This is a genomic window from Streptomyces sp. NPDC043908 (genome assembly GCF_056435525.1).
In genome coordinates this window covers 250,879-272,012 of record NZ_JBWKEI010000007.1, presented here as the reverse complement: position 1 = coordinate 272,012, position 21,134 = coordinate 250,879, and the positions used below count along the sequence as shown (strand labels likewise).

Genomic DNA, 21,134 nt, shown 5'->3' with positions numbered 1-21,134 from the left:
GCGCGAGGTCCGGTCCCGGCCGGGGTGGCAGAATCGGGCACGGCGGGCGCCGTCCGCCGCCGGCCACCCCGGCTCCCCGAGACCACCAGGGACGACCCGAGTCGTGCGCGCTAATGTGGACACCCCCCTTCCTCGGCGACGGGGTGCGGCCCGATGAACACCTACCGAGGCTCCGCCCGGGCCACCGTCCTGCGCACCGTCGGCACCCGCGAGCGCCGCTCGCACCTGACCGCGCCCCGCGTCCCCACGGTCGGCATCGACATCGGCGGCACCAAGGTGATGGCGGGCGTCGTCGACGCCGACGGCGTCATCCTGGAGCAGATCCGCACCGAGACGCCGGACAAGTCCAAGAGCCCCAAGGTCGTCGAGGACACCATCACCGAGCTGGTCCTCGACCTCTCGGACCGCCACGACGTGCACGCCGTCGGCATCGGCGCGGCCGGCTGGGTCGACGCCGACCGCAGCACCATCCTCTTCGCGCCGCACCTCGCCTGGCGCAACGAGCCGCTGCGCGACGCCCTCCAGTCCCGGCTCGCCGTCCCCGTCATGGTCGACAACGACGCCAACACCGCCGCCTGGGCCGAGTGGCGCTTCGGCGCGGGCCGCGGCGAGGACCACCTCGTCATGATCACGCTCGGCACCGGCATCGGCGGCGCGATCCTGGAGGACGGCCGGGTCAAGCGCGGCAAGTACGGCGTGGCCGGGGAGTTCGGCCACATGCAGGTCGTGCCCGGCGGCCACCGCTGCCCGTGCGGCAACCGCGGCTGCTGGGAGCAGTACAGCTCGGGCAACGCGCTGGTCCGCGAGGCCCGTGAACTGGCGGTCGCGGACTCGCCGGTCGCGTACAACATCCTGGAGCGGGTCAAGGGCAGCATCCCCGACATCACCGGGCCGCTGATCACCGAGCTCGCCCGTGAGGGCGACGCCATGTGCGTCGAACTGCTCCAGGACATCGGCCAGTGGCTCGGCGTCGGCATCGCCAACCTGGCCGCCGCCCTCGACCCGTCCTGCTTCGTCGTCGGCGGCGGCGTCAGCGCGGCCGACGACCTGCTGATCGGCCCGGCCCGGGACGCCTTCCGGCGCCATCTGACCGGCCGCGGCTACCGCCCCGAGGCCCGGATCGCCAAGGCGCAGCTCGGCCCCGAGGCCGGCATGGTCGGCGCCGCGGACCTGGCCCGCCTCGTCGCCCGCCGCTTCCGCCGCGCCAACCGCCGCCGGGTGGAGCGCTACGAGCGGTACGCCCAGGTCGCCGAGGCCGTACGCAAGACCGGCTCCACCCGTGCCACCGAGGAATCGCCGTGATGACCCCCGCAGAGCGGCCCGCCGTGCCGCGCCAGTCGCCGCCCCCGGACGGGAGCCGGCCGCCGGAGGACCGCCGGCACATGATCCGCCGCCGCTGGGTCACCGCCGTGATCATCGTCCTGCTCATCGGGGTCCCGGCCGGCTATCTCGCCATCTCCGCCGGGCAGAGCCGCGACAGCGGGCGCGACAAGGAGAGCGAGGCCTCGGCGACCGGCCTCCAGCACGACTGGCCGTCCAAGACCCAGCGGCGCATCTACGACGTGCCGGTCCCGGACGACGCCACGGACGTGCGGTACTACGAGACCAACAGCTGGAAGGTCAGCAAGCTGTTCGTGTCCTTCAGGACCACCGCCGCCGGCCTCGCCGAGTTCCTGAAGGACTCCGGGAGCAGCACGGCGGCGCTGCGCCCCGGTGCGGTGGCGATCGGGGCCGCCGACGCGAGGAAGGTCGGCTGGACCTTCGCCTCCGGCCACGACTGGGCGGGCACCCGGCACGCCCAGAAGGACCCGCTGCCCACGCAGGACATCACGGTGGACGAGAGCGACCCGGACAACCCGGTCGTCTTCGTCGTCTCCACGGCCACGCCCTGACGTACCCGCCCGCACGGCCGCGTCCCCGGGCCGAAATACCGGCAGCAAACCATGGGGCCGGCGTACGGATATCTGTCACCGCGACATGAGAATGAGAAGCGGGGCGCGATTAATAATAATGACGCGACAGGCCGGGGCGGGGAAATGTGCCGCGCACGGCCGATCGCACCGTGCTACTGTCGATCTCAGTTGCAGTTGTGGCGCCTGAAATCTTGCAGGTGTCCCGCCGGTCGATTCCGGCGGTGACCCTTTCTGGTCCCGGTTATTTCCGGCAGGGTGATCATCACGGCGACACGCAGTGCACACGGTGTGCACCGCGAGCACCGCCCCGAAGGAGAAATAACATGGCTTCCGGAACTGTGAAGTGGTTCAACGCGGAAAAGGGCTTCGGCTTCATCGAGCAGGACGGTGGCGGCGCCGACGTGTTCGCCCACTACTCGAACATCTCCGCCCAGGGCTTCCGCGAGCTGCTCGAAGGCCAGAAGGTGAACTTCGACATCGCGCAGGGCCAGAAGGGCCCGACGGCCGAGAACATCGTTCTCGCCTGACGTCGACACGCACTTGCGCAGCTGGGGCCCGCACCTTGGGGTGCGGGCCCCAGCTGCTGCGTTTTCAGGGGTTGGTGAACCCCATTATCCCGGCTCGTTCTTGCGATTCTCTGCGCTGCTCGTCCGCTGCGGGAATTCCTTGATACGTGCCACGTCAAGGAAGGTTCCCCGTGGACCGCACGCGCATAAACGACCGCTCCGCCCGCACCCGCACCGGAAATCCCCGCTCCGGCGGTGAATTCCGCTCCGGCTCCCCGCGCCGCCCCTCGGGCCCCGGACGGCGGCAGAACGCGCCCCAGGGTGAGTTCGCGGTCCCGAAGACGCTCACCCCGGCCCTGCCGGCCGTCGAGGCGTTCGCCGATCTGGGCATGCCCGCGCAGCTGCTGGAAGCGCTGGGCCACGAGGGCGTGACCGTACCGTTCCCGATCCAGGCGGCGACCCTGCCGAACTCGCTCGCCGGCCGTGACGTCCTCGGCCGCGGCCGCACCGGTTCGGGCAAGACCCTCGCCTTCGGCCTCGCCCTGCTGGCCCGTACGGCGGGGCTGCGCGCCGAGCCGCGCCAACCCCTGGCCCTCGTCCTGGTGCCCACCCGCGAGCTCGCCCAGCAGGTCACCGACGCCCTCACTCCGTACGCCCGCTCCGTCAGACTCCGCCTGACTACCGTGGTCGGCGGCATGTCGCTCGGCAGGCAGGCGGCCGCGCTGCGCGGCGGCGCGGAAGTCGTCGTCGCCACACCGGGCCGCCTCAAGGACCTCGTGGACCGCGGGGACTGCCGGCTGGGCCAGGTCGCCGTCACCGTCCTCGACGAGGCCGACCAGATGACCGACATGGGCTTCATGCCCCAGGTCACCGAGCTGCTCGACCAGGTGAAGCCCGGCGGCCAGCGGATGCTGTTCTCGGCCACGCTGGACCGCAACGTCGACCAGCTGGTCCGCCGCTATCTGACCGACCCCGTGGTCCACTCCGTCGACCCGTCCGCGGGCGCGGTGACCACCATGGAGCACCACGTCCTGCATGTGCAGGGCGCGGACAAGCACCGGACGACCACCGAGATCGCGGCCCGCGACGGCCGCGTGATCATGTTCCTGGACACCAAGCACGCCGTGGACCGGCTGACCGAGCACCTGCTGAACAGCGGGGTACGGGCCGCCGCCCTGCACGGCGGAAAGTCCCAGCCGCAGCGGACACGGACCCTGTCCCGGTTCCGGTCCGGGCATGTGACGGTGCTGGTGGCGACGAACGTCGCGGCGCGCGGCATCCACGTCGACAACCTCGACCTGGTCGTCAACGTCGACCCGCCGACCGACCACAAGGACTACCTCCACCGCGGCGGCCGTACCGCCCGGGCCGGTGAGTCCGGCAGCGTCGTCACGCTCGTCACGCCCAACCAGCGCCGCGACATGAGCCGGCTGATGGCCGCCGCCGGGATCACCCCGCAGACCACCCAGGTGCGCTCGGGCGAAGCCGAACTGAGCCGGATCACCGGCGCCCAGGCACCCTCGGGCGTCCCGGTCACCATCACCGTGCCCGCCGAGGAACGCTCCCGCCGCTCCGCCTCCTCCACACCCCGCGGCCGCCGCGGCACCGCGGGCCGCGGCAGGTCCGGCGCCGACACGGCCCGCCGCACGGCCCAGCGCCCGGCCCCGGCCGAGGCCGCGTAGACCGTTCGCGTCTCCCCGCCATCGCGGGCCCGCGCGCACCGCGCCGGGCCCTCGTGAGCGGACCACCCGTCCCCGTCCCGCAGGAGAGTCCTTTGACACCCGTCCAGACCCGGCAACGCCCCGCCCCACACCACGGCACGGCCGAGGCCGCCGACCTGTCGGGCCCGCGCGTGAGTGACGACATGACCGTAGAGATGGCCCTGTCCGTCATGGCCGGCGCCCGGGTCGGGTTCCTGCTTTTGTGCGACCGGGACGAGCAGATCACCGGCTCGGTCACCCGGACCCGGCTGGCCGCTGTCCGTGACAGCGCCGCCTACACGGACCGGCTCCGGCTGCGGGACGTCCTCGCCGCCGACGGCCCGCCCGGCTCCACCCCGGGCGTCCTCGCCCTGTTCCGCTGATCCACCCCGCCGTCCCCGGCCGCCCCGTCGCCCTTCTTCCACCCTGTGAGGCACCATGCGCTGCGTCATCGCCCGTTTCCCCTTCGAGCTCACCAAGAGCGGGGTCGTGACCTCGATGAAGGGTGTGAAGCCCGAGATCATCACGGGGGAGTCCGTGCTCATCGGCCGCCGCCACTACCCCGTCAAGCAGGTGGGCGAGGTCATCACCCGGCAGGACCGCCGCGACTTCACCGGCCAGGAGGTCACCCGGGCCATGGCGCGGCTCGGCTTCAGCTGCCGCGGCCCCGAAGCGGCCGTACCCGTGCCGCTGGCGGCGCAGACCACGCCGATGCAGACCGCTTCGGCGCTGCTGGGCGGCCCCGGCCCGCTGGGGCTCTGACGACGACCGCCGCACGCCGGTCCGTACCGGACAGCGGGTCCGTACAGGACAGCAGGTCCGTACAGAACAGCGGGGAAGGGCCCTGCCGACACATGTCGGCAGGGCCCTTCCCCGCTGTTCGAGGTCTCAGTGGTCGGAGTAGCTGAAGTCGCCCACGGTCCAGGCGCTCACGTCCTTGATGGCGACGCGGTACATCCCCCCGGTCTCGGGAATCCCGACGTTCCCCTGGAGGATCCGGGCGAGATGGAAGTGCAGATGGGTGGGCACCCCGTCGTCGGCACGGCCCCGCGGCGGGTCCGCGGTGAAGACGTCGGAGAACGGGCCCAGATGGTCCGAGTCCTTGAGTACCTCCGAGACTCGCTCCCTCCATACGGCTTCGGGAGCCAGCCGGCCGGTGATGACAGCTCCACCGACCACCACGGTCAGCGACATCTGATTGCTCTGCCCGGATTCCACCATGGTGGAGATGCCGACGAGCAGGTCGTCAGGGTTCGACATGGGACGAGATTCTATCCACCCCTCCTCGACGCCCGGCAGAGGCCCACTTCCCGAAGAGCACACGCGGTACGAGATGAGGGGTACGCCACACACACGGCGCCGGAAGGCAAGGCCTGCGCGGCGGTGACCGCGACGGATGGTGTTGACTTTCCCCCGGGCCAGGCCGTACGGCGTCCAGGCCCCTCGACGCGCTGCACAACGAGGTGACATGACAGCAGACAGTCCGCTGGGCGATCGTCTGGACGACGACGACTACCCCGCCTACACCATGGGCCGGGCCGCCGAGATGCTCGGCACCACCCCCGGCTTCCTCCGGGCCATCGGGGAGGCCCGGCTCATCACGCCCCTGCGCTCCGAGGGCGGCCACCGGCGCTACTCCCGCTACCAGCTGCGGATCGCCGCCCGGGCCCGGGAGCTGGTCGACCAGGGGACCCCGGTCGAGGCGGCCTGCCGCATCGTCATCCTGGAGGACCAGCTGGAGGAGGCTCAGCGCATCAACGCCGAGTACCGCCGCACGGCACAGCGGGCGGCGGACGCCTCCGAGGGCGACGCGGGTTCTGCCTGAAGGCGAGCGCCCGGGTCGGCACCGGGCCCACGACACTCACCACTCTTCCCGAAATGGTGCACACCGCGCGGTCAATATCTGTTCCCGTCGAGGGAGAGTTCCACGGACCATGCGGGAAGGGTTTGTGTCGTCCCGGGAAAGGTCGAATTAGTCACTCCGCACGGGCCGTTCCGGCGTGCTACTGTCGATCTCAGTTGCAGTTGTGGTTCCCGAAACTTCAAGTGCCCCCACCCGGCTCCGGCCAGGTGGGAGCACTTTTGTCTTTCCGGTCATATTCCGGGCGGGGTGATCATCGCGGCGACTCGGTGTCCGCACAGTGCGGATGCCGATGCACTGCCCCTAAAGGAGATATGACATGGCTACTGGCACCGTGAAGTGGTTCAACGCGGAAAAGGGCTTCGGCTTCATCGAGCAGGACGGTGGCGGCGCCGACGTGTTCGCCCACTACTCGAACATCGCCGCACAGGGCTTCCGTGAGCTGCTCGAAGGCCAGAAGGTGAGCTTCGACATCGCTCAGGGCCAGAAGGGCCCGACCGCCGAGAACATCGTTCCGGCCTGACGCTCACGCACCATCTGTAGCTGGGGCCCGCATCCCTCGGGGTGCGGGCCCCAGCTGCTCGCTTTTCCCGCGCGGTTTCACCCGCGCCCCGCAGGACCTCCCGGAACGTGTCCGGGGGTCCCGCGTCGCAGGGTTCCTGGTTCAGAGACGCGGCGGCTTCCCGAAAAGCCGCACCGTAGCCGACACCGGCTCTCCAGGTCCCCTCGCGTCACCCACATTCCCAGCACCCGCGCCTCCGGATGATTTCCACCGGAAAGGCTCCGCTGCTTTTTCACTGGTTCATACTTGTCGTTCTGCATGCCGTTCATTCGCTGCGGGAATTCCTTGATATGGGCCACATCGAGGAAGGTTCCCCATGAACCGCACCATGACGAACGACCGTTCCGCCCGCGCCCGACGGAGCGGCGGCGACGCCGGAAGGGGCGCCGGCCGCTACGGCTCGCAGGCGCCGCGCCGTTCCGCCGCGCCGGGCCGCTCCGGCGGTTACGGCCGCCGGCCCGCGGCGGTGCAGGGCGAGTTCGCGCTCCCCGAGACGATCACCCCCGCGCTGCCGCCCGTCGAGTCGTTCGCCGATCTCGACATGCCCGCGCAGCTGCTGGCCGAACTCGGCAGGCAGGGCCTGGACGCGCCGTTCCCGATCCAGGGCGCGACGCTGCCGAACTCGCTGGCCGGCCGGGACGTCCTGGGCCGTGGCCGCACCGGTTCCGGCAAGACGCTCGCCTTCGGCCTGGCCCTGCTGGCCCGCACCGCGGGACAGCGCGCCGAGCCCCGCCAGCCGCTGGGGCTGGTCCTCGTACCGACGCGTGAGCTGGCACAGCAGGTGACCGACGCGCTCACCCCGTACGCCCGCACCCTCAAGCTGCGCATGGCCACCGTCGTGGGCGGGATGTCGATCGGCAGGCAGATCAACGCGCTGCGCGGCGGCGCCGAGATCGTCGTCGCGACCCCGGGCCGGCTCAAGGACCTCATCGACCGGGGCGACTGCCGGCTGAACCAGGTGGGCGTCACGGTGCTGGACGAGGCCGACCAGATGGCCGACATGGGCTTCATGCCGCAGGTCACCGCGCTGCTGGACCAGGTACGCCCGGAGGGGCAGCGGATGCTGTTCTCCGCGACCCTGGACCGCAACGTCGACCTGCTGGTGCGCCGCTATCTGACCGACCCGGTCGTGCACTCGGTCGACCCGTCGGCCGGTGCGGTCACGACGATGGAACACCACGTCCTGCACGTCCAGGGCGCCGACAAGCAGGCCGCCACGACCGAGATCGCCGCCCGCGACGGCCGCGTGATCATGTTCCTGGACACCAAGCACGCCGTGGACCGGCTGACCCAGGACCTGCTGAACAGCGGGGTACGGGCCGCCGCGCTGCACGGCGGCAAGTCCCAGCCGCAGCGCACCCGTACGCTGACGCAGTTCAAGACGGGGCACGTCACCGTGCTGGTCGCGACCAATGTCGCGGCGCGCGGGATCCACGTCGACAACCTGGACCTCGTCGTCAACGTCGACCCGCCGACCGACCACAAGGACTACCTCCACCGCGGCGGCCGTACCGCGCGGGCCGGTGAGTCCGGCAGCGTCGTCACGCTCGTCACGCCCAACCAGCGCCGCGGCATGGTCCGCCTCATGTCGGACGCCGGAATCCGCCCGCAGACCACCCAGGTCCGCTCGGGCGACGAGGCCCTGAACCGGATCACCGGCGCCCAGGCCCCGTCCGGCATCCCGGTCGTCATCACCGCGCCGGTGGTCGAGCGTCCCAAGCGCGGCGCGACCTCCAGGGGCCGGCGCCGTCCCGCCGGGGCGCCCCGGCGTACCTCCTCCGCCACGGTGGCGTAACGCATCAGTCTGTGACGGGGCCGGGGGCCCGGACGGTGCGCCGTCCGGGCCCCCGCCCCCGTCACCACGGCGGCCTGCGAGGCGCGGGCCCGTCCGCGCCGACGCGCCCGTCCGCGCGGTCTCGGTGTGCCGCGTGATCGTTCCTCTGGTGACGCGGCGTGCGGGCGTGTAGCGTTTGCGTCAGCTGTCGTGGTTCGGAGTTCCCCATTGCCCACGCCTTGGCGTGGGCGTTTTGCTGTGCTGTGCCGCAGGAACCAGGGCGATCACCTCCGCCTTCCGCATGGAGTGGGAGGCGTTCATCGACTGGAAGGCATGACTATGGCTACGGGAACAGTGAAGTGGTTCAACGCGGAGAAGGGCTTCGGCTTCATCGCCCAGGACGGCGGCGGCCCGGACGTCTTCGCCCACTACTCCGCCATCAACTCCTCGGGCTTCCGTGAGCTCCAGGAGGGCCAGACCGTGACGTTCGACGTCACCCAGGGCCAGAAGGGCCCGCAGGCCGAGAACATCAACCTCGCCTGACCCACCCGCTCTGCCCGCCCGCGCGGACGCGCCGCCCCACCCGGGCGAACGCGCCCGCGCGCGCCGGGCGTGCACAGGACCGGGGGCCGCGCAGCCGTCGCCGCGCGGCCCCCGCTCCTTTCGGGCGCCGCTCGCGGGAGCGGATGCGTCCGTCCGTCCTTCCGTCAGGCGCGCGTCCAGGCGTCGACGAAGGCCCGCCGTCCGGCCGGATCGTCCGACCTGCGGTCCGCGTGCAGGACGCGCCAGGCGGTGAGTTCGAGGTCCCGCAGCCACAGTTCGCCGATGACCCGGGTCTTGAGATCGGGCAGATGGTCGGACTCCCCGAGGGCCTGACCGATCACCTCCCCGGCCGCGACGCGCTGGGACGGCGTCATCTCGTCGACGGCGGAGAGAAGCTGCCGGGCCAGGCCGGCCCCCTCGCCCGCCAGCGCGTGCGACACCTCGGCCTTGATGTTGGCGGGCAGCAGGTAGGCGGTCCCCGAGGACCTCCACAGCTCCGACCAGAACCGCTCGCCCGCCTCGGTGGGTGCGGGGAGCGCGGCGAGCAGCCCCAGGAGATGGCCGATGGCCGCGTACCCACTGGAGTGGGCGGCCGCGACGACGGCGATCCCGGCGACCCCCTCCACGTCGAGACGGCCGGCTTCCCCGTCCCGGGCCAGACCCAGCTGATGTCTCAACTGCTCGGTGAGGGGCGCGGATACGTGGGGACGGACTTCAGGGAGCATCGGCGATCCTTGCGGGTAGGCGACCGGAGTTTCCCGTTCGGAAGCTCTGATCGTTCCCAGGAACGGCCGATCTACTCGGATTGCGAGAGGCCTGTCGTCGGGGCCCAGGGCCCGGAGCCGACCCGCCGCAGAGGCGGCCCGTAGCAGTCGGGAAAGTCCTGCCCCCCGAGGTGTCGGCCTGATCAGGCCGACCCCGGCCCCTGATCAGGCCCACCCCGGCTATGGGACACCCGGCGGCAGATGAGAGGGTCGGGCGAGTGAGCGAGACGTCGAAGAACACCCTGCAATACCGCTCTGACGGACCCGAAGACGCCCCGGTCCTCGTCCTGGGTCCCTCACTGGGTACCACCTGGCACATGTGGGACCGCCAGATACCCGAGCTCTCGGAGAGCTGGCGGATCGTCCGGTTCGATCTGCCCGGGCACGGCGGGGCCCCCGCCCTCCCGGCGGTCTCGGTCGCCGAGCTCGGGGACCGGCTCATCGCCACCCTCGACGGGCTGGGGGTCCAGCGCTTCGGGTACGCGGGCAGCGCGATCGGCGCCGCCGTCGGCGCGGATCTGGCGCTGCGCCACCCCGAGCGGCTCGCCTCGCTGGCGCTCGTCGCCGCCTCCGCCCGGTTCGGGACCGCCGACGAGTTCCGGCAGCGCGGGGTCGTCGTCCGCAGCAACGGCATGGACCCGATCGCCCGCAGCGCGCCCGAGCGCTGGTTCACGCCCGCCTACGCCGCGGCCCAGCCCGCCATTGTGGAGTGGGCCGTCCAGATGGTCCGCACCACCGACCCGGGCTGCTACATCGCCGCCTGCGAGGCGCTGGCCGCCTTCGATATCCGGGGCGACCTCGCCCGTATCGGCGTCCCCACGCTGGTCCTGGTCGGCGCCGAGGACCGGGTGACCGGGCCCGGGGACGCGCGCGTCCTGGTCGCCGGGGTGCCCGACGCGCGGCTCGCGGTGGTGCCCGGCGCCGCGCACCTGGCGCCGGTGGAGCAGCCCGCCGCCGTCACCGATCTGCTCGTCCACCACTTCTCGACCGCCTGGCACGAGACGCTCCCGGCGATCCCCGTCCCGGTCGCCGCGGCCCCGCAGCCACCGCACGCCCCGGCCCCGCACGCCCCGGCCCCGCACACCCTGCACGTGCCCGTCCCCCTGGCCGCCGAGCCCGTGGCCTCCCCGGGCGTCGCGGCCGAGGCGCGGCCCGACCCGTACGAGCGGGGCATGAAGCTGCGGCGCGAGGTCCTCGGGGACGCGCGCGTGGATGCCGAGACCGCCGACGCCGACGGCTTCACCGGCGCCTTCCAGGAGCTCGCCACCCGCTACGTCTGGGGCGAGGTGTGGGCCCGCGACGGGCTCGACCGGCGCACCCGGGCCGTCGTCGCGCTCGCCGCGCTGGTGGCGGGCGGCCACCTCGACGAGATCGCGGCCCACACCCGGGCCGCGCTGCGGGCCGGGCTCACCCCCGACGAGATCAGGGAAGTGCTGCTCCAGACGTCCGTGTACTGCGGCCTCCCCGCGGCGGGCGCGGCCTTCCGGGCCGCCGCCGCGGTCATCCGCGAGGACACCACCCCGCAGCCCTGAGAGCCTGGCCCTGTACCCCCGCCCGCACCCCGACGGGGGGCGAAGCCGGGCCTGTGCGCGGTCCGGGCGCCGCGGCCCGCGCCGTAGCAGGATGGGGGCATGAGTCTGAAGCTGACCAAGAAGACCCACGCCTGCGTCCGGCTGGAGAAGGACGGCCGGACGCTGGTCATCGACCCCGGCGCCTTCAGCGAGGCGGACGCCGCGCTCGGCGCCGACGTCGTCCTCGTCACCCACGAGCACCCCGACCACTTCGCCGAGGACCGGCTGCGCACCGCCCTGGAGGCCAACCCGGCGGCCGAGATCTGGACCCTGCGCAGTGTGGCCGAGAAGGTCGCGGCGGCCTTCCCGGGCCGGGTCCACACCGTCGGGCACGGTGACGCCTTCAGCGCGGGCGGGTTCGACGTCCAGGTCCACGGCGAGCTGCACGCGGTGATCCACCCGGATCTGCCGAGGATCACCAATGTCGGGTTCCTGGTGGACGGTTCGCTCTTCCACCCCGGGGACGCGCTGACCGTCCCGGACCGGCCCGTGGACACGCTGATGGTGCCGGTGCAGGCGCCGTGGAGCAAGATCTCCGAGGTGATCGAGTACGTACGGGAGGTCGCCCCGCGCCGGGCCATCGACGTCCACGACGCGCTCCTGACCGATCTGGCCCGGCCGATCTACGACACCCACCTGGGCAATCTGGGCGGGGCCGACCACGCGCGGCTGAGCCCGGGGGAGTCGACGGACCTGTGACTGTCGGACCCCGCCGTTAGGCTGGTCCGCATGCGCATCGCGACCTGGAACGTCAACTCGATCACCGCCCGGCTGCCCCGTCTCCTGGCCTGGCTGGAGAGCACCGGCACGGATGTGCTGTGCATCCAGGAGACCAAGACCACCGAGGAGGGCTTCCCCGCCGCCGAGCTCCGCGAGCTGGGCTACGAGTCGGCGGTGCACGCCACGGGAAGGTGGAACGGAGTGGCGCTGGTCTCCCGGGTCGGCCTGGAGGACGTGGTGCGGGGCCTGCCCGGCGACCCCGGCTTCGAGGACACCCTGGAGCCCCGCGCCGTCTCCGCGACCTGCGGCGGAGTCCGCCTCTGGTCGGTGTACGTGCCGAACGGCCGCGAGGTCGGCCACGGCCACTACGCGTACAAGCTGGCCTGGTTCGAGGCGCTGAGGGCGGCCGTCGCCCAGGACGCGGCGGGGGAGCGCCCGTTCGCGGTGCTCGGTGACTTCAACGTCGCCCCCACCGACGAGGACGTGTTCGACGTGGCGTTCTTCGAGGGCCAGACCCATGTCACCCCGCCGGAGCGGGCCGCGCTCGCCGCGCTGCGCGAGGCGGGCCTGTCCGACGTGGTCCCGCGCCCCCTGAAGTACGACCGTCCGTACACGTACTGGGACTACCGCCAGCTCTCCTTCCCCAAGAACCGGGGCATGCGCATCGACCTGGTGTACGGCAACGCCCCGTTCGCCAAGGCCGTCAAGGACAGCTACGTGGACCGCGAGGAGCGCAAGGGCAAGGGCGCGTCCGACCACGCGCCGGTCGTCGTCGACCTGGAGATCTGAGAATCACACTCCGCCTTCAGATCTGAGAATCACACTCCGCGCGCCGGTGGTGCGCGGGTGAGGGCGAATGGGACGCTGGACGCCATGAACATCCTGGACAACTGGCGCAAGCGGCACGGTTCGCGGCGGACGGCGGTGCTCGCCGAGGCGGTGCAGACCGATCCGGAGGGTGTGGGGGAGCTGCTCGCGGAGTGCGAGCTGCTCCGGGTCAGGGCCCAGCAGGCCGGGCTCGAACTGGACGACAGCCCGGCCTCGTTGGCCGCGCTGGACCAGCTGCCGCCGCGCTGGCGGGACGACCCCGAGGAGCTGCCCGGGCTGGGCAACGACGCCGGCCTGTATCTGGGCACGGTGCTCGTGCGGACGGTCGAGGGCGCCTCCTGGCAGGTGTGGCCGGGCGGGCAGCCGGTGGTGCGGCTCGCCTCGGGGCGCGAGATCGACGTGGTGGGCGCCGGAGGGGAGTGGGCGGCGAGCGGTACGCCCGAGCTCTCGCAGATCTACGCGGAGGCCTCCGAGGTCTGACCGCCGCGCCCCGGTCCCTCCCGTACCGGGGACCCAACTCGTCAGTAACCCAAAATACGGTTTATGTCCTGTTCGTGCGTGTCGAGATGAAGTCCCTTTCCGGGCTGGATAGTTTGCGCTGACCTCGACACAGCGATGAGTGGGCAGGACAGTGTATGGCCGTCGATCCGTTGATCGAGCTGCGTGACGTCAACAAGTACTACGGGAAGTTGCACGTCCTGACGGACATCAACCTCACCGTCGGACGCGGGGAGGTGGTGGTCGTCATCGGCCCGTCCGGCTCGGGCAAGTCGACGCTCTGCCGGACGGTGAACCGCCTGGAGACGATCGAGTCGGGGTCGATCACCATCGACGGCCGTCCGCTGCCCGAGGAGGGCAAGGGGCTCGCGGCGCTCCGCGCCGAAGTGGGCATGGTCTTCCAGTCCTTCAACCTCTTCGCCCACCGGACCGTCCTCTCCAACGTCTCCCTCGCCCAGATCAAGGTCCGCGGCCGCAAGAAGGACGAGGCCGACCAGCGCTCGCGCGAACTCCTCGACCGGGTCGGCCTCGCCTCCCAGGCCGACAAGTACCCGGCGCAGCTCTCCGGCGGCCAGCAGCAGCGCGTCGCCATCGCCCGCGCCCTCGCCATGGACCCGAAGGTCATGCTCTTCGACGAGCCCACCTCCGCGCTCGACCCGGAGATGATCAACGAGGTCCTGGAGGTCATGCAGTCGCTGGCGCGCGAGGGCATGACCATGGTCGTCGTCACCCACGAGATGGGCTTCGCCCGCTCCGCCGCCAACCGCGTCGTCTTCATGGCCGACGGCAGGATCGTCGAGGACCGCACCCCCGAGGACTTCTTCACCAACCCGCACAGCGACCGGGCCAAGGACTTCCTCTCCAAGATCCTCAAGCACTGAACGGGGAGTGGACGCAACCATGACGCGTACGCGACGCGCGCTGGCCGCGCTGGCGCTGGTCCTGGCCGCCGGCGGCTGCGGCAAGTCGGGCAGCCCGCCGGTCAAGGGCCCGCAGCCCGACCAACTGCCCCGCTACCAGGTCATGACCGGCTTCTCGCTGCCCGCCTCGACGGTGTGGCGGCGGGCGAAGAACCGCGGCCACCTGGTCGTCGGCGCCAAGGAGGACCAGCCCTACATGGGCGAGAAGGACCCGGCCACCGGCGTCTACTCCGGCTTCGACATCGAGATCGCCAAGATGATGTCCGCCTCCCTCGGCTTCGACCCCAAGTCCATCGAGTTCAAGACGATCGCCTCCGCCAACCGCGAGACCGCCCTCCAGAACGGCCAGGTCGACTACTACGTCGGCACCTACACCATCAACGACAACCGCAAGAAGCTGGTCGGCTTCGCCGGGCCCTACTACATGGCCGGCCAGGGCCTGCTGGTGCGCACCGACGAGGACGACATCGACGGCCCGCGGGACCTGAACGGCAAGCGCGTCTGCTCGGCCGCGGGCTCCACCCCGTACCAGCGCATCCAGAAGGACTACCCGAAGGCCGATCTCGTCGCGTACGACACGTACTCCGTCTGTGTGGACAACCTGCTCACCTTCCAGGTCGACGCCGTCACCACCGACGACACCATCCTCAGCGGCTACGCGGCCAAGGTGCCCGACGAGCTCAAGGTCGTCGGCAAGCCGTTCTCCAAGGAGCCCTACGGCATCGGGGTGCCCCGGGGCGACAACGCCCTGCGCTTCGCCCTCGACGACGCCCTCGCGACCCACGAGAAGAACGGCGACTGGCAGAAGGCGTACGACGCCACGCTCGGCCTGTCGGGACGCAAGGCCGCGCCCGCCCCGCCCATCGACCGCTACCCGGCGAGCTGAGGCCCCGCATGGACGTACTGACCAAGAACTTCTCGCTGTACGGCAAGGGTCTCCTCGGCACCGTCGAGCTCACCGTCTACGCCTCGGCCCTGGCGCTGGTCCTCGGCTTCCTGATGGCCTCCTTCCGGGTCTCGCCGGTCGGCTCGTTCCGGGCGCTGGGCACCGTGTGGGTGAACGTGCTGCGCAACACCCCGCTCACGCTGCTCTTCTTCGCCGTGCTGCTCGGGCTGCCGCGCTTCGGGCTGGTGCTGCCCTTCAAGGTGTTCGCGGTGATCGCGCTCGGCTGCTACACCTCCGCTTTCATCTGCGAGGCACTGCGCTCGGGCATCAACACCGTCCCCACCGGCCAGGGCGAGGCGGCCCGGAGCCTTGGGATGACGTTCGGCCAGACGCTCTCCGCGGTGGTGCTGCCGCAGGCCTTCCGCTCGGTCATCCCGCCGGTCGGCTCCACCCTCATCGCGCTGGCCAAGAACTCCGCCATCGCGGGCGCGTTCAGCGTCACCGAGCTGCTCGGCACGTACAAGACGCTCAGCGAGCTCGGCTACGACATCGTCTGGACCTTCATCTGGATCGCCGTCGGCTATCTGATCGTCACGCTCACCATCAGCGCCGTCTTCAACCTGATGGAGAAGTACTGGGGAGTCGCCCGATGACCGCTCAGCCGTCCGGACAAGCCACCGCCCTCTACGACATCCCCGGCCCGAACACCCGGCAGCGCCACCTGCTCTACGGGATCGCCTCCACCGTCCTGATCCTCGCCCTGCTCGGCTGGATCGTCTACCTGCTGTTCGACACCGACCAGTTCACCTCCACCAAGTGGTCGCCCTTCGCCTACGAGGGGATCCAGCGGCTGCTGCTGCGCGGGCTCGGCAACACGCTCAAGGCGTTCGGGTTCGCGGCACTGTTCTCGCTGGTCCTCGGCGCGGTCCTGGCCACCGGGCGGCTCTCCGACCACCGGGTGCTGCGCTGGCTGGCCACGCTGCTGGTGGAGTTCTTCCGCGCCATGCCCGTCCTCGTCATGATCTTCTTCATCTTCGTGGCGCTGAAGGTGCAGCCGTTGCCGGCGCTGGTGGCCGGACTGACGCTCTACAACGGCTCGGTGCTCGCCGAGGTGTTCCGCTCCGGCGTCAACTCCGTGGAACGCGGCCAGAAGGAGGCGGCATTCTCGCTCGGGATGCGCAAGACGCAGGTCATGACGTACGTGCTGGTCCCCCAGGGCGTCCGCGCGATGCTGCCGACCATCATCAGCCAGCTGGTGGTCGCCCTGAAGGACACCTCGCTCGGTTTTCTGATCACCTATGAGGAGTTCCTGCACGCGGGGAAGCTCATCGCCTCGAATCTCGACTACGATTTGCCGTTCATCCCCGTGGTGATGGTGATCTCACCGATCTACATCGGGATGTGCATGCTGCTCTCCTGGTTCGCCACCTGGATGGCCAGGAGACAGAAGCGCGATCCCAAGACGGAGGCCGTGGATGTCGCCCCGGCCGAACCAGGGACGCTGCTGCCAGGTGCGCAGTAGCTAGGGGGCAAGGCCCACCCGGCAGCAGCCGGTGATCACTCCTCGCGGAGAGGGACCGTCAGATACGACGGGTCTGACGCGGGCGGGGAGAAGGTCAGCTGCGCGCCGGTCGGGTTGTGCTCGTTGTAGAGCGGGTCGACGGTGTCCATCACCTGTGCCGGGCGTCTTGCCGTGGACGGTGCGGGGGGCGTCGCCGACCGGCTTGCCGAGGCCGAGCGGGCCCACGTCGTGCAGACGCGACGGGGGTGCCGCTCTCCTTGGTGGGGGTGCGTGGCGTACGGCGCGGCCGTGCCCCGGACCCGGCGCGGCTCTAGCCGGCCGTGGTGGAAGCGCCGTTCAGCGCGCTCTTGGCCTGCCACTGCTCCCAGCCGAGGTTCCACTCGCCGTAGCCGTTGTTGACCGCCTGGGTGCCCTTGGCGTCATCGCCGACGATCTCGAACGGGTCGCCCGGCTGCACCATGCCGTACAGCTCCTTGGCGTGGGCGTCGCTCATGCCGATGCAGCCGGAGCTGTGGTTGGTGTTGCCGAAGTACGGGCTGTTCCAGGGGGCGGCGTGGGCGTACATCCCGGACCAGGTCAGACGCATCGAGTAGTCGACCATCTTGTCGTAGGCCTTGCCGAGCCCGACCGTCTCGGAGTTCATGTTGATCGTGCCCTCCTTCGCCATCAGGACGGCCTTGCCGCGCCAGGACGCCTTGTCGCCGCCGGGCGTACCACCCGATATCGGGATGTCCTTCACCACGGCGCCGTCGCGGTACAGCTTCAGGTGGTGGTTGTCGAGGCTGACCTTGACGACCTGGTTCCTGCCGACCGTGAAGCCGGTTTTGTAGTCCTTGACGAACCAGCCGCTGCCCGAGTCGACGCCGTTGAGGTCCGCCTGGAGCGTGACCTTCGTCCCCGCCTTCCAGTACTCCTTGGGGCGCCAGTCCACCCGCGACTTGCCCGAGTAGTCCTCCATCCAGCCCCAGGAGCCCACGGTGTTGTCCGAGGTGGTCACCTTGAGCTGCTTCTCCACCGCCGCCTTGTTCTTCACGGGGTGGTCGAAGACGATCGACAGCGGCTGGGCGACCCCGACCGTGGTGTCCTTGCCGGGCGCCAGCGACAGCTTGTTCACCTTGTCCGCGGCGGCGGTCGCGAAACCGGCCTTGGCGGACGAGCCCTTGTCGTCCTTCGCCTCGACCGCGTACGTGGTGCCGGGCGCCGCGTTGCGGTCCGACGTCCAGGTCCTGCCGTCGGCGGCTATCTTGCCCGCCAGCGTCCCGCCCTTGCCGTCGGTGACCGCGACCTGCTGGAGCCTGCCCTGGGCCAGGGTGACCTTCACCGGAGCGCCCGCCTTCGCCTGCTGCCCCGTCAGGTTGACGGAGATCTCCGCCTTCTTGGCGCCCGAGATGTCGGCGCCGCCCTTGGCGTCGCCCGATCCGCCCGAGCCGCCGGAACAGGCGCTCAGAGCGGCGGCGAGGACCGCGGTTCCGGTGATGACGGCGTTACGGACGCGACGGCGGCCGAGCGGGGTGTGGCGGCGTGTGCGGCTCAACTGGAAAACCTCCGTAGCAATGCTTCTCCGTAGGAGAGAGTCGGTCACCCGACTCTAGGTTGCGCAAAGGGCCGGAAATCCACGGAATTCCTTTGTGACAAGGACCGCAGAGGAACGGTCACCGTCCGGTCACATGCGCCGCGCGGACCGGTCATGGACCGCTGTGAGCATCCTGTGCATCCCCGTGGAACCGATGGCGGGGCGTACTTGGGAGGTCACTCACGTGTCCGCACTGCTCGTGACCGGCGACCGTGACCAGGACCTGCGGGTGCGCGGTCTCTCCGTCGCCGAGTACCGGTCCTTTCTGGCGGCCCGCTCCGGCGTGAGCTTTCTCCAGCACCCCTCCTGGGCCGAGGTGAAGGACCAGTGGTCCGCGGAAAGGGTCGGCTGGCACTCCGACAGCGGTGAGCTGAAGGGCGCGGCCCTCGTGCTCTACCGGCAGTTCCCGGGCACCCGGAAACACTTCGCCTACCTCCCCGAGGGGCCGGTCGCGGACTGGGCCGACCCCGAGATCGACCGCTGGCTCCAGCCGTTGCTGCGCCATCTGCGCCGGGCGGGCGCCTTCGCCGTCCGTATCGGGCCCTCACCCGCGTACCGGCGCTGGGACGCCGCCCTGCTGAAGTCCGCGACCGGCACCGGCCGCCGGGTCGGCGACGTGCTCGCCACCGAGGTCGACTCCCTCGGCAGCGCCGTCGCCGAGCGGCTGCGGGCGCGGGGCTGGCGGCGGTGCGGAGGGGACGGCGGCGACGCGGACGCCCAGCCGCGCTACGTCTTCCAGGTGCCGCTGGCCGGGCGCACCCCCGAACAGCTGTGGTCCGGGCTCAACCAGGAGTGGCGGCGCAATGTGCGCACGGCCAAGAAGGCGGGCGTCCAGGTCGTCACCGGAAGCGCGGCCGACCTGCCCGAGTTCTACCGGCTGCTGCGCGTCACCGAGGAGCGCGACGGCTTCCGGCTCGGCCGCTCCCTGGCGTACTACGAGCGCCAGTACGCGGCGCTCAACGCCGAACACCCCGGCCGGATGCGCCTCTACCTCGCCGTGCACGGGGGCGAGGTGCTGGCCGCGCACACCATGATCTCCGTCGGGGGGCGGGTCTGGTACCAGACCGGCGCCTCCGCCGACCACCGCCGCGAGGTCCGGCCCAGCAACGCCCTCCAGTGGCAGATGATGCTGGACGCCCACGCGCTGGGCGCCGAGGTGTACGACATGCGCGGGGTACCCTCCACTCTCGATCCACAGGACCGCCCGTTCGGTCTGCTGCGCTGGAAGCTCGGCACCGGCGGCCAGGTGGTCGAGACACTGGGGGAGTGGGAGACACCGATGAGCGGCACCGCCAACCACGCGCTGTACCGCGCGTTCCAGGCCTATCTGGCGCGCCGGTGACGGCCCCCGTCAGAACGGCGCCGCGGCACGCCGCCAAGCCGTCCCTGGCCCGCAGCGGCGCGGTGATGGCCGCGGGTTCCGTCGTCTCGCGCGCCACCGGTTTCGCCCGCTCGGCGGTGGTGTCCGCGGCGCTCGGCGTCCAGCTCGTCGGCGACGGCTTCGCGGTCGCCAACAACATCCCCACCATCCTCTACACCCTGCTCATCGGCGGCACGCTCAACGCGGTCTTCGTGCCCGAGCTGGTCCGCGCCGCCAAGGAGCACGACGACGGCGGCGCCGCCTACACCGACCGGCTGCTCACCGCGTGCACCGCCGCCCTGCTCGCCCTCACCGCCGTCGCGGTGCTCGCCGCACCCCGCATCGTCGACGTCTACACCGACTACACCGGAGCCCAGCGCGACCTCACCGTCGCCTTCGCCCGCTACTGCCTGCCGCAGATCCTCTTCTACGGCCTGTTCACGCTCTTCGGACAGGTCCTCAACGCGCGCGGCCGGTTCGGCGCGATGATGTGGACGCCCGTCCTCAACAACCTCGTCGTGATCGCGGTGTTCGGCCTGTACCTGGCGACCGCCGGCACCTCCGGCGACACCCTGAGCGCCACCGACACCCGGATCCTGGGCTGGGGCACCACCGCCGGGATAGCCGTCCAGGCGCTCGCGCTGGTCCCGGCGCTGGGCGCGGCCCGGTTCCGCTGGCGGCCGCGGTTCGACTGGCGCGGCAGCGGCATCACCCGCCCGCTGCGCTCGGCGGGCTGGCTGGTGCTCCTGGTCCTGACCAACCAGCTGGCGTACTGGGTGGTGACCCGGCTCTCCACCACCGCCGCCCAGCACGCCAAGGGCGCGGGCTACACCGCGTACACCAACGCGTACATGCTCTGGGTGGTGCCGCACGGCATCGTCACCGTCTCGCTGCTCACCGCGCTGATGCCCCGGATGAGCCGCGCGGCGGCCGACGGGGACCCGGCACAGGTGCGGCGCGACCTCTCCTACGGGCTGCGCACCAGCGCCGCGCTGATCGTCCCGGCCGCCTGCGCCCTGTTCGCGCTGGCACCCTGGCTGATGGGCGTGGTCTTCGGGTACGGCAGGACCAGCCCCGGCGAGGTCGACATCATGGCGGGGATGCTGATGGCGTTCGCGCCCGGGCTCATCGCCTTCTCCGGGCAGTACGTGCTCTCGCGCGGCTTCTACGCCCTCGGCGACACCCGCACCCCGTTCCTGCTCAACCTGGTGATCGCCGGGTGCAACGCCGGCCTGTCCGCGCTCGCCTATGTGCTGCTGCCCGCGCGCTGGGCGGTCACCGGGATGGCCGGGGCGTACTCGCTGGCGCTCTTCGCCGGCTGGGCCCTCACCGCGTACACCCTGCACCGCAGGCTCGGCGGCGGCGCCGGAGCACTGCGCTCGCCCTCGCTCGCCACCCACGCCCGGCTGCTCCTGGGCTGCGCCCCGGCGGCGCTGCTCGGCTGGGCGGCCGCCCGCGCCGCCGACGGCCTCGGCTACTTCGCCGGAGCCGGAGCCGGAATCGCCGTGCTGCTCGTGACCGTCGCCCTGCTCGCCCGGCCGCTGCGGCTCGACGGCATCAACGACGTGCTCGGCAGGCTCCGCGGCGGCCGCAAGCGCTGAACGACCTCACCCGCCCGGGACACACGAGACTG

23 protein-coding genes and 1 pseudogene are annotated in these 21,134 nt (G+C 71.3%); 20 read left to right on the top strand and 4 right to left on the bottom strand.

Annotation, left to right across the window (positions count from 1 at the left end; all coding sequences use genetic code 11):
• The first annotated feature begins 153 nt into the window (after window positions 1-153).
• The 6 genes from AC069K_RS18045 to AC069K_RS18020 all read left to right on the top strand — a co-directional run bounded on the left by AC069K_RS18045 (window position 154) and on the right by AC069K_RS18020 (window position 4,881).
• Window positions 154-1,302, top strand: a complete 1,149-nt coding sequence (locus AC069K_RS18045; RefSeq protein ID WP_478617228.1) for an ROK family glucokinase — start codon at window positions 154-156, stop codon at window positions 1,300-1,302.
• Window positions 1,302-1,892, top strand: a complete 591-nt coding sequence (locus AC069K_RS18040) for a hypothetical protein (protein WP_365099516.1) — start codon at window positions 1,302-1,304, stop codon at window positions 1,890-1,892. Before AC069K_RS18045 ends, AC069K_RS18040 begins: the two co-directional genes overlap by 1 nt.
• Window positions 1,893-2,236: 344 nt before the next feature.
• The gene (locus AC069K_RS18035) at window positions 2,237-2,440 is read left to right on the top strand and encodes a cold-shock protein (protein ID WP_358836351.1); all 204 of its coding nucleotides are present in this window, start codon (window positions 2,237-2,239) and stop codon (window positions 2,438-2,440) included.
• Window positions 2,441-2,610: 170 nt separating this feature from the next.
• Window positions 2,611-4,101: a DEAD/DEAH box helicase gene (locus tag AC069K_RS18030; RefSeq protein ID WP_478617223.1), complete on the top strand. Its 1,491-nt coding sequence runs from the start codon at window positions 2,611-2,613 to the stop codon at window positions 4,099-4,101.
• Window positions 4,102-4,193: 92 nt separating this feature from the next.
• Window positions 4,194-4,502, top strand: coding sequence for a CBS domain-containing protein (locus AC069K_RS18025; protein ID WP_478617220.1), 309 nt, complete (start codon window positions 4,194-4,196; stop codon window positions 4,500-4,502).
• 55 nt (window positions 4,503-4,557) lie between these two features.
• Window positions 4,558-4,881 (top strand): SCO5918 family protein, encoded by a 324-nt coding sequence (locus AC069K_RS18020; protein WP_365099520.1) that lies wholly within the window; start codon window positions 4,558-4,560, stop codon window positions 4,879-4,881.
• Between the two features lie 126 nt (window positions 4,882-5,007).
• On the opposite strand, the gene AC069K_RS18015 is transcribed toward AC069K_RS18020, so the two are convergent.
• Window positions 5,008-5,379 (bottom strand): hypothetical protein, encoded by a 372-nt coding sequence (locus AC069K_RS18015; protein ID WP_478617216.1) that lies wholly within the window; start codon window positions 5,377-5,379, stop codon window positions 5,008-5,010.
• Between the two features lie 208 nt (window positions 5,380-5,587).
• Between AC069K_RS18015 and AC069K_RS18010 the strand changes: the two genes are divergently transcribed.
• The 4 genes from AC069K_RS18010 to AC069K_RS17995 all read left to right on the top strand — a co-directional run bounded on the left by AC069K_RS18010 (window position 5,588) and on the right by AC069K_RS17995 (window position 8,859).
• Window positions 5,588-5,944: a MerR family transcriptional regulator gene (locus tag AC069K_RS18010; RefSeq protein WP_365099524.1), complete on the top strand. Its 357-nt coding sequence runs from the start codon at window positions 5,588-5,590 to the stop codon at window positions 5,942-5,944.
• Between the two features lie 355 nt (window positions 5,945-6,299).
• Window positions 6,300-6,503, top strand: coding sequence for a cold-shock protein (locus AC069K_RS18005; protein ID WP_004986771.1), 204 nt, complete (start codon window positions 6,300-6,302; stop codon window positions 6,501-6,503).
• 355 nt (window positions 6,504-6,858) lie between these two features.
• Entirely contained in the window at window positions 6,859-8,337 is a 1,479-nt protein-coding gene (locus tag AC069K_RS18000) for a DEAD/DEAH box helicase (RefSeq protein ID WP_478617208.1), read from the top strand.
• A gap of 318 nt (window positions 8,338-8,655) precedes the next feature.
• Window positions 8,656-8,859: a cold-shock protein gene (locus AC069K_RS17995; protein ID WP_030325187.1), complete on the top strand. Its 204-nt coding sequence runs from the start codon at window positions 8,656-8,658 to the stop codon at window positions 8,857-8,859.
• Window positions 8,860-9,023: 164 nt separating this feature from the next.
• On the opposite strand, the gene AC069K_RS17990 is transcribed toward AC069K_RS17995, so the two are convergent.
• Window positions 9,024-9,584, bottom strand: coding sequence for a hypothetical protein (locus AC069K_RS17990; RefSeq protein WP_365099529.1), 561 nt, complete (start codon window positions 9,582-9,584; stop codon window positions 9,024-9,026).
• A 221-nt stretch (window positions 9,585-9,805) separates the two neighbouring features.
• Here AC069K_RS17990 and pcaDC point away from each other — a divergent pair, with 221 nt between their 5' ends.
• The 8 genes from pcaDC to AC069K_RS17950 all read left to right on the top strand — a co-directional run bounded on the left by pcaDC (window position 9,806) and on the right by AC069K_RS17950 (window position 16,568).
• Window positions 9,806-11,155, top strand: a complete 1,350-nt coding sequence (pcaDC, locus tag AC069K_RS17985) for a bifunctional 3-oxoadipate enol-lactonase/4-carboxymuconolactone decarboxylase PcaDC (protein WP_478617205.1) — start codon at window positions 9,806-9,808, stop codon at window positions 11,153-11,155.
• 99 nt (window positions 11,156-11,254) lie between these two features.
• Window positions 11,255-11,893, top strand: coding sequence for an MBL fold metallo-hydrolase (locus AC069K_RS17980; protein ID WP_365099533.1), 639 nt, complete (start codon window positions 11,255-11,257; stop codon window positions 11,891-11,893).
• Between the two features lie 30 nt (window positions 11,894-11,923).
• A complete protein-coding gene (locus tag AC069K_RS17975) occupies window positions 11,924-12,703 on the top strand; it encodes an exodeoxyribonuclease III (RefSeq protein WP_365099535.1) in 780 nt (259 codons plus the stop codon).
• 84 nt (window positions 12,704-12,787) lie between these two features.
• Entirely contained in the window at window positions 12,788-13,222 is a 435-nt protein-coding gene (locus tag AC069K_RS17970) for a DUF6278 family protein (protein ID WP_358834697.1), read from the top strand.
• 155 nt (window positions 13,223-13,377) lie between these two features.
• The gene (locus AC069K_RS17965) at window positions 13,378-14,121 is read left to right on the top strand and encodes an amino acid ABC transporter ATP-binding protein (RefSeq protein ID WP_358834696.1); all 744 of its coding nucleotides are present in this window, start codon (window positions 13,378-13,380) and stop codon (window positions 14,119-14,121) included.
• 19 nt (window positions 14,122-14,140) lie between these two features.
• Window positions 14,141-15,046: a glutamate ABC transporter substrate-binding protein gene (locus tag AC069K_RS17960; protein WP_365099538.1), complete on the top strand. Its 906-nt coding sequence runs from the start codon at window positions 14,141-14,143 to the stop codon at window positions 15,044-15,046.
• Window positions 15,047-15,054: 8 nt separating this feature from the next.
• On the top strand, window positions 15,055-15,699 hold the full coding sequence (locus AC069K_RS17955; RefSeq protein ID WP_358834694.1) for an amino acid ABC transporter permease: 645 nt from the start codon (window positions 15,055-15,057) through the stop codon (window positions 15,697-15,699).
• Window positions 15,696-16,568 carry an amino acid ABC transporter permease gene (locus tag AC069K_RS17950; protein WP_365099540.1) on the top strand — a complete coding sequence of 291 codons (873 nt, stop codon included), beginning with the start codon at window positions 15,696-15,698 and terminating at the stop codon, window positions 16,566-16,568. Before AC069K_RS17955 ends, AC069K_RS17950 begins: the two co-directional genes overlap by 4 nt.
• Window positions 16,569-16,603: 35 nt before the next feature.
• Here the strand turns inward: AC069K_RS17950 and AC069K_RS17945 are convergent.
• Both AC069K_RS17945 and AC069K_RS17940 read right to left on the bottom strand, forming a co-directional pair.
• A pseudogene (locus AC069K_RS17945) lies at window positions 16,604-16,873 on the bottom strand (acyl esterase); the annotation flags it as partial.
• A 5-nt stretch (window positions 16,874-16,878) separates the two neighbouring features.
• On the bottom strand, window positions 16,879-18,102 hold the full coding sequence (locus tag AC069K_RS17940) for a L,D-transpeptidase (protein ID WP_478617196.1): 1,224 nt from the start codon (window positions 18,100-18,102) through the stop codon (window positions 16,879-16,881).
• Between the two features lie 223 nt (window positions 18,103-18,325).
• Between AC069K_RS17940 and AC069K_RS17935 the strand changes: the two genes are divergently transcribed.
• Together AC069K_RS17935 and murJ are read left to right on the top strand one after the other, a co-directional pair.
• The gene (locus tag AC069K_RS17935; RefSeq protein WP_365099542.1) at window positions 18,326-19,483 is read left to right on the top strand and encodes a lipid II:glycine glycyltransferase FemX; all 1,158 of its coding nucleotides are present in this window, start codon (window positions 18,326-18,328) and stop codon (window positions 19,481-19,483) included.
• Window positions 19,480-21,102 carry a murein biosynthesis integral membrane protein MurJ gene (gene murJ, locus AC069K_RS17930; protein ID WP_478617193.1) on the top strand — a complete coding sequence of 541 codons (1,623 nt, stop codon included), beginning with the start codon at window positions 19,480-19,482 and terminating at the stop codon, window positions 21,100-21,102. The genes AC069K_RS17935 and murJ overlap by 4 nt, the downstream gene beginning before the upstream one ends.
• The last annotated feature ends 32 nt before the right edge of the window (window positions 21,103-21,134 follow it).